At 49.6% G+C, this 7505-nt stretch carries 4 protein-coding genes, 1 pseudogene and 1 riboswitch; all 5 genes and pseudogenes read right to left on the bottom strand.

Going from position 1 to position 7505, the window contains the following annotated elements; translation table 11 throughout:
* Positions 1–93: 93 nt before the first annotated feature.
* Positions 94–357 (bottom strand): annotated as a pseudogene (locus G9F75_RS20355) (peptidoglycan-binding domain-containing protein); the annotation flags it as partial.
* Positions 358–861: 504 nt separating this feature from the next.
* A complete protein-coding gene (locus G9F75_RS17920; protein WP_014416943.1) occupies positions 862–2583 on the bottom strand; it encodes a pyruvate oxidase in 1722 nt (573 codons plus the stop codon).
* A 57-nt stretch (positions 2584–2640) separates the two neighbouring features.
* Positions 2641–3087, bottom strand: coding sequence for an NUDIX hydrolase (locus G9F75_RS17915; RefSeq protein WP_061890428.1), 447 nt, complete (start codon positions 3085–3087; stop codon positions 2641–2643).
* A 53-nt stretch (positions 3088–3140) separates the two neighbouring features.
* Positions 3141–4961 (bottom strand): APC family permease, encoded by a 1821-nt coding sequence (locus G9F75_RS17910; RefSeq protein WP_025649980.1) that lies wholly within the window; start codon positions 4959–4961, stop codon positions 3141–3143.
* Positions 4962–5117: 156 nt separating this feature from the next.
* Positions 5118–5264, bottom strand: a riboswitch (cyclic di-AMP (ydaO/yuaA leader).
* A gap of 134 nt (positions 5265–5398) precedes the next feature.
* On the bottom strand, positions 5399–7504 hold the full coding sequence (locus G9F75_RS17905) for a cellulose biosynthesis cyclic di-GMP-binding regulatory protein BcsB (protein ID WP_128496457.1): 2106 nt from the start codon (positions 7502–7504) through the stop codon (positions 5399–5401).
* Position 7505 lies beyond the last annotated feature (1 nt).

Here is a 7505-nt window from a genome sequence, read left to right as displayed (position 1 = left end):
CCAATCGCCGATACAATATCGGCAATTGGCTGTATGAAGGTGTTTTGATCCCTGTCTCAAAAACAGGGGTCAGTCCCTTTAGAGCCTGCTTTTTTATTCCCTTTTTAACATTTCTCCAAGCCTTGCTTTCGTTTTCGGCCCGTAAATGCCGTCAGCAGGCAGTCCATACATGGACTGGAATCGTTTGACCGCGTTTGCTGTTTTCGAACCGTAATAGCCATCTATTCCGTTGTTCTTTGCCCCTTTGTCCGGATAATAATAGAGAGCTGCCAAAGCTGTCTGGATCTGTTTCACGGCCGTTCCCTTAGTTAAGGGGCTTGTCACTTTAAAAACGCCCGATGGCAGCGTGTAAGATGATTTTTTTCCTTTTGTTGGAGAGCTGGCCGAGTCCGTCAGCTTTAATACTTGGCCGACTTTGATAAAATTCGGGTCCTTGATACTGTTCAATCTCTGGATGGTGGCCATGTTTACGGCAGTTTTCTGTGCAATTACAGGGAGGACATCTCCCTTCTTGACGGTGTACGTCGCCACGCCAGTCTTTGTTCCTGTTTTTGCTGATAAGGGCTGTGCGATGCTAATGTGCGAACCACGTTTGTTATGAACTGTCCTGGCCCTCCAAAAGCTTTTTTATCAGCCATCGCTTGCTAGCTGCAGATTTTACGATTTTCTTTACCGTTTCCGCAGATTTTAATACGATATACTTTCGGTTACGGTTCCCGTCCTCTAAGCTTCCAAGCGGGTTCAAACTGCTGACCACTTCCTTACCATGGAAGGGGTCAGTAAAGAAATAATCATCAATAAGAAAGCCTAAAAAAATAAACAGGCATGCTGCCTGTTTATTTTTTTATAACCACCGGCTTCTTAAAACAGCCGTTTTAAGCTTTTCTTGAGTGACGGCATTTCGATTTTTTGGTTTTCAAAGAAGTTTTTCAGCATGTATTTGCTGAAGCCCTTCGCTTGGCCGTAAGTGATTTTTCCCGGAAGCGGCGGCTCGTCGCCGATGACGGCGTCGATGACGACCGGCTCATTTGAGTTGAGCGCTTCATGAAAAGCGGGAGCCAATTCCTCGTGTTTCGTCACTTTGATGCCTTTTGCCCCGCAGCTTTCTGCAAAAGCGGCGTAATCCATATTTTGCAGCTGGGTGACGTAGTCAATGTTGCCTTTGACCCGCTGTTCATATTCAATCATGCCTAAATTTTCGTTGTTTAATATGACAACCGTAATCGGCAGTTTATATTTAACAGCCGTCGGCAGGTCCTGCATCACCATTGAAAATCCGCCGTCTCCGCAAATGGCGATGGACTGCCGTTCAGGTTCGGCAAGGCTTGCGGCAATCGCTCCCGGAAGCCCGCATCCCATCGTGGCGAGCCAGCTTGAGACGATAAAGTCCTGCTTCTTCATCTTAAAATGGCGGGCCATCCACACCGTAACCGTTCCGACATCCACCGACAGGACGGCGTCCTCTGCGGCGGCATCCTGAAGCCGGGCAATGACCTGCTGCGGCTTGAGCGGATGAGTCGCTTCGGTTTCATCCTTTTCGATTTCCTTCCACCAATGCTTCATGTGCTCGGTGCAGGCGTCCAAAAATCTTCTGTCTTCTTTATATTCAATGTATTCCGTCAGCTCTTTCAGTCCCAGAGCCGCATCACTGACGATTCCCGCATTGACGGGATAGCGCTTCCCGATTTTCGCCGGATCCGAATCAAGCTGAATGGCAGGCGTATCATCCGGGAGATAATCCCTGTATGGGAACGATGTGCCGAGCATGATCAGCAGATCGCATTCCTCCATTGCTTCGTAGGCGGGCTTTGTGCCGATTTGCCCGAGATTCCCGAGAAAGTGGGGATGGCTGTCAGGCACGACGCCTTTTGCCGGAAGGGTAATCACAATCGGAGCGGCCGCTTTATCGGCGAATGCGAGCAGCTCCTCTTTTGCCGATTTTAACCCTTGGCCGGCGAGAATGACCGGTTTTTTTGCGTTGTTAATATATTGCGCGCATGTCACGAGATGTTCTTTTTTCGGCTCTATATCGGCTTTGAGGTATATCGGCGATGTGTAAACCGGCTCCCGTTTGATTTTTTGCGCGAATAAATCATCAGAAACGGTTAAAACGGCAACGCCTTTTTTGCTGTAAGCCGTGCGGATCGCCTGATTCAGAAGATCGGGCAGCGCTTCTGCCGTATGTACTTGCTGGTTGAACACCGCCACGTCCTCAAACATTTGCTCTAATTTGATTTCCTGAAAGCTGTCACGGCCGATTTCATCGGAAGCCACCTGTCCCGCAATCGCCAGCACCGGAACGCCGTCCGCTTTGGCGTCGTATAAACCGTTCAGCAGATGAACGGCCCCCGGTCCTGCGATTGAAAGGCAGACACCGATCTGCCCGGTCAGTTTTGCCTCAGCCGCGGCGGCCAGGGCTGCGACTTCTTCGTGCCGGGTTTGGATGAATGTCAGGTTATTTCGTTCATGTCTCAGTTCTTCGATAAATTCATTAATGCTGTCTCCGGGAATGCCGTATATATGACCGACTCCCCATTGTTCAAGCAGCTCCGTCATTACGTGTCCTGCTGTTTTACTTGGCATACTGCATCCTCCTTTTACCTGTATTCATCCCCTTTTTCATACGGGTTGAAACACGGGCTATACTCTCAGCTTTTTTCTCAGCAGATCAAGGATGGATAACAGATTTCGGTCTTTAAGGACTGCCTTACGATTTGCCGCCCCATTGAGTCCGTCTTTTATTTGGAGTTTCCTGTTCGGCACCATGAACAGCGGCAGCCGGTTTGGGGAAAACCAGCGTAATGCGGCGGTTTCCGGCCCGTTCATCAGCGGTGTTCCTCCGGTAATGGCTCCGATGAAGACATGTTGTGTATCTTCAAATGCCGGCCTTTCATACTCACCGGCTTTTTTTATGATGGTCACGTTATAACCGGTTTCTTCGAAGGCCTCTCTTACGGCTGCGGATTCAGGTGTTTCACCTTCTGCGATCCTGCCCCCGGGCAAATCCCATAAGGGAATGTCTTTCCGTTTTACGAGCAATATGCCCCGCCCGTCATTTTGAATGATAACAAAAGCGCCTTGAGCCATGGCGTCCTCCTTTACAAAAAAGACCGCGGCATTTCAGCCTGCGGTCTTTGCCGTTACTTTTTAAAATGATACGGCAGGGTGGCGACGATGATGTCCTTCTTCCAAAACAGCCGGACTCGGAGCAAGAAGGCTGATTGGTTGTGAAGGATGGTCTGCCAGCGTTTTTTCGTAATGAATTGCGGAAACAGCACCATCACGGAGAACTGTTCTTTTTTCGCTTTTTGTTCGACCGTTTCCAAAAATTTATCAAACGGGTGAACCAGACTGCGGTATGAGGAATGCAGGGTGACGAGGCGGACGCCGTTATGAAGCTCTTCCCAGCGCTTTTCCACCTTTTTTTCGTTTTCTCTGTCAAAGGAAACATGAACCGCAATGACCTGATCCGATAATGATTTCGCATACTGAATCGATTTTTGGACGACGGTGGTGACACCGGCGACAGGCACGATGACGACGGTTCCCCTGATTTCCTCAGGCTGCTGATCAACGACCCGCAGCTGTTCGCCGACCGCGGTGTAGTGATTTTTAATGACGAAAAACAGCATGACGACAGCAGGCATGAATAACAGCACCGGCCAGACAAGATTGAACTTCGTCGCGAATAAAATACACAGCACCATAAATGAAATGGCGGCGCCGCATGAGTTGATCAGCATTTTTACCGCCCAGCCCTTCGGCTTCTGCCTGATCCACTTGATGCACATTCCCGTCTGCGACAGCGTAAACGGAATGAACACGCCGACGGCATAAAGCGGAATTAAATGTTCCGTGCGGCCGCCGAATAAAAGAATGAGCAAGATGGACGCGATACCGAGAAAGATGATTCCGTTTGAAAATCCTAATCGGTCGCCTCGTACCGTAAACATTCTCGGCATATACTGATCGCGCGCTAAATTAAACGCCAGCTGCGGAAAAGCGGAAAAGCCCGTATTCGCCGCAAGCACGAGAATCAAGGATGTAACGCCTTGAATGAAATAATACACCGTATGCCGTCCGAAAGTTTCCGCGGCGATTTGCGAAATAACGGTCTCGTCATGCTTCGGTCCCGTGCCGTATCCGTACGCCAGCACCGTAATCCCCGTAAATAAGATCGCCAGCAGAATCCCCATCATGGCCAAAGTGCGGGCCGCGTTTTTTGCCGGAGGATTTTTAAAGGCCGGGATCGCGTTTGAAATGGCTTCCACACCGGTCAGTGCCGAACAGCCGGATGAAAAGGCCTTCAGCAGCAAAAACAGCGTGATGCCCGCCACGGGTGTGCCGATCGGCGTGTGTTCGGCCGGATGAACCTGGCCCGTCATGAGCTTAAACAGTCCGACGACGATCAAAAGGACAAGCGCCGCCACAAACAGATAGACGGGATACGCCAAAATGGACGCCGACTCTGACAGTCCTCTCAAATTTAAAATCATAATCAGAATTACAAGCAAAACAGCAATGAGCAAATGATACGGGTGCAGGGCCGGAAATGCCGATGTAATGGCGTCAGTTCCGGCAGAAATGCTTACCGCCACCGTCAGAATATAATCAACAAGCAATGAGCCGCCCGCAATCAGACCCGGCTTCTCACCAAGGTTTTCTTTTGAAACCATATAAGCGCCCCCGCCTTGCGGATAAGCGTAAATAATCTGTCTGTAGGACAGAATCAAAGCTAGCAGCAAAATGAGAACACCGGCTGCGATCGGAATGGAATACCAAAACGCGGCCGCGCTTACCGCAGCCAAAATGATCAGAATCTGTTCCGTTCCGTAAGCAACTGATGACAGCGCGTCTGAAGAAAGCATGGCGAGCGCCTTGAGTTTCGTGAGTTTCTGCTCTCCGGCCGCCTGTGATTTCAGCGGTTTCCCAATCAAAAATCTTTTGATTGAATGGTACATTTGTTGTTTTCCCCTTTTTTTCATTTTCCGTTTGATTTACAAACCCTTACTGCTATGATGTCTCCGAATAACGATTGCATGCCATATTTCAGCACAGCAAAAAGACACAGAGGCAAACGGATGCCCCTGCGCCATAATCGTGCACAGGTTTCATTCATCTCCTCTCATGAACGCTTACGAGGTTAGCTGTCGGATTCGGGCTGATGAGAGTTGGCCCTACCTGAAAAAGGATTCACCCCAAGCGGCATCACGCGCCGCAAATTGGTTCCCCCGCTCTGATTACAGATTAAGCGATATAGATTATAAAAGAGATCATACTCCCGTCCCGTTCAGTTGTAAAGGGGCTTTTATGCTGTTTCAAAAATAAAAAAATCACCGCCAAAAATGGAAATGAAAATACAAAAAAAGAGGCCTGTTAACGGCCTCTTTTTCCTTCATTACTCTTCGCTTTTTTCATGATCCGTTTTTCTTTTTTTCCTTCTTGCCGTCAGCCAGATCAGACCGGCCGCAATGATCATAAGCGCCGCGAAAACAGCAATATACGTAACGTTCAGTGGTGCGGAACGGCTTTTCGTATCAGCCGATGGACTGCTGTCATCGGACTTGATTTGCTGATGATTCGAAAACAGCTGCCGGCCGGCCGTTTCGTTAATGACGGTTGCGGCATCGCTTGTGCTGTCTAAAAAGCTGATCAGCTCTTTTGTGACAGACGCGCCGCTTCCTGATAACGGAGCAAAAACAGCGATGCTCCGGCCGGAGTCCCAAGGTGATTCCTGGGTAAACGCGACTTGTTTCGTTGTCTCATTCAGCATTTGAAACGAAGAAACATCGTACGCGCCGCTGCGGTCTGAGGGCACGAGAAGCTTAGAAGCGTTTGATTTCAAAAGCGGAATTTGCGGCAGGCCTCCGATAAACACAACATTCCGGCCTTTGGCATCCGCTTCCTTCATGTCTGATGCCGTCTTTACGGTAAAGCCGTTTCCGAATGAATCCGCCACCAGAGAAAGCTCTTTCAGTGTCTGCATGTTTACGTCATCCGGGATGACGATCACTGTTTTCTCTTTCCCGCCGCCCGCAAACGGGAGCGGCCATTGCCCGAAATCAGCTTTCTGCGCCGCATCGCTTACCGGATACGTCAGCGTGCTGCTTTTATCAATATAGACCCATTTGTTTTCGTCACGGTCGATACACGGATTGTTATGTTTCAAGCCTGATGTGACAAATTGCAGATCAATGTACCTGCTGCTTCGCAAAAGCTTCGGATCAATCGGGATTGAGACGTGGTAAAAGCCGTCTTTATCTTTATTGCCGAGATCATCAAGACGCACCGCATTCGGCTGTCCGTTGACCATGACGTTCAGCTCCGCTCTCTCGGCGTCATTTGCTGAATCCGCCTTCGTCCGGATCGATTCCGACGTTTTTAATGTAAGTGAAAGCTTGACCTTACCGTCTTTATCAACAGCGGCCGCCGCAGGGTAAAAGAAGTGCTCTGACGCCGTTTTGTTTGATCCGATCGTTACATTTCCCGCGCCGAAGTCCTCTAATGTCAGTTTATTGCCTGTCTTTTCCGCAGCGGGCTGAAGGCGGCCGATTGTCAAAGTATCTCCGCCCAGCTGAGCTGAATAAGCGCTGTCTGTGATGACGCGGATTTTATCCGCCAGCGTTTTGTCTGATTGCGCCGTGACAAACAGGACGGGCTGCCGTTTGTCCCCTGATGTCAGAACCCGTTCAGCGAGAAGAAGTTTGTTGTCTTCCGCTTTGATGTTCCCCTGTTCGAAAAGTTCTTTTATTTTCCCGTTCCAATGCTGATCAGCGCCGATGACAATTGACGGATTGCTGATTTTGCCGGCGTCGGATTCTTTTACATAGGATACCTTCAGCCTGCTGTCTGCCGTTTTCAGAAATGCTTCTGTTTTGACTGCGGCTTCAGCTTCCGCCGAGGTCGGTTTGTCAGGAAGAATAATATCGGTTTCTTCACCCGTATTGCCTGATTGGGCAAACGGATACGGGAAATGGCCGAGATCCGCTCCCTTTGACTTGCTTGCTTCTGAAAGTACAAGGCGGCTGTCCGGATAAATTTTTATCCAGTTGCCTGACGTATCCTGCCTGACGCAGACGCCCTCTTTTAATACGCCGTAAAATCGTAATGATACATTGTGATAGCCTTGGGCGGATTGGCTTTTGCTGAGATTGAGCTTCACCGTTTTCCGCTTGGAACTGCCGTCAAGCTTTATGGATTTGACGGGTTCATCATCAATGACAATGGTTAAAGAAGACGGGGCAATTAATAAGTTTGACGCCTCGTAATCAATCAGAAGCGACTGATCGGCATTCGAAGCTCCCGCAGGAATCTGATAGGTCAGCTCTGCGCTGTCTTTCGCCCCGTACAGTGTCATCAGATCGCCAGTCAGCGCCTGCTGCTCTTTTGCGCCGGCGCTTGTTCCGAGGGCGGAACCGTCCGTTTTCAGTTCCCGGGCCGCGGCCGCCTGCCCGTTATACATCAATAGCAAAAGGCCAGTTATCAATATGATCGCTTTTTTCAAA

The sequence above is a fragment of the Bacillus sp. EKM208B genome, assembly GCF_011800725.1.
GTDB classification, from domain to species: domain Bacteria; phylum Bacillota; class Bacilli; order Bacillales; family Bacillaceae; genus Bacillus; species Bacillus velezensis.
The sequence above is the reverse complement of the archived record's forward strand: the minus strand, read 5'-3'. Positions and strand labels throughout refer to the sequence as shown.

What these genes read in the sequence shown, in the direction of transcription:
- G9F75_RS17920 (WP_014416943.1), bottom strand. Translation starts at nt 2,583, where the DNA reads ATGCCAAGTAAAACAGCAGGACACGTAATGACGGAGCTGCTTGAACAA.
- G9F75_RS17915 (WP_061890428.1), bottom strand. Translation starts at nt 3,087, where the DNA reads ATGGCTCAAGGCGCTTTTGTTATCATTCAAAATGACGGGCGGGGCATA.
- G9F75_RS17910 (WP_025649980.1), bottom strand. Translation starts at nt 4,961, where the DNA reads ATGTACCATTCAATCAAAAGATTTTTGATTGGGAAACCGCTGAAATCA.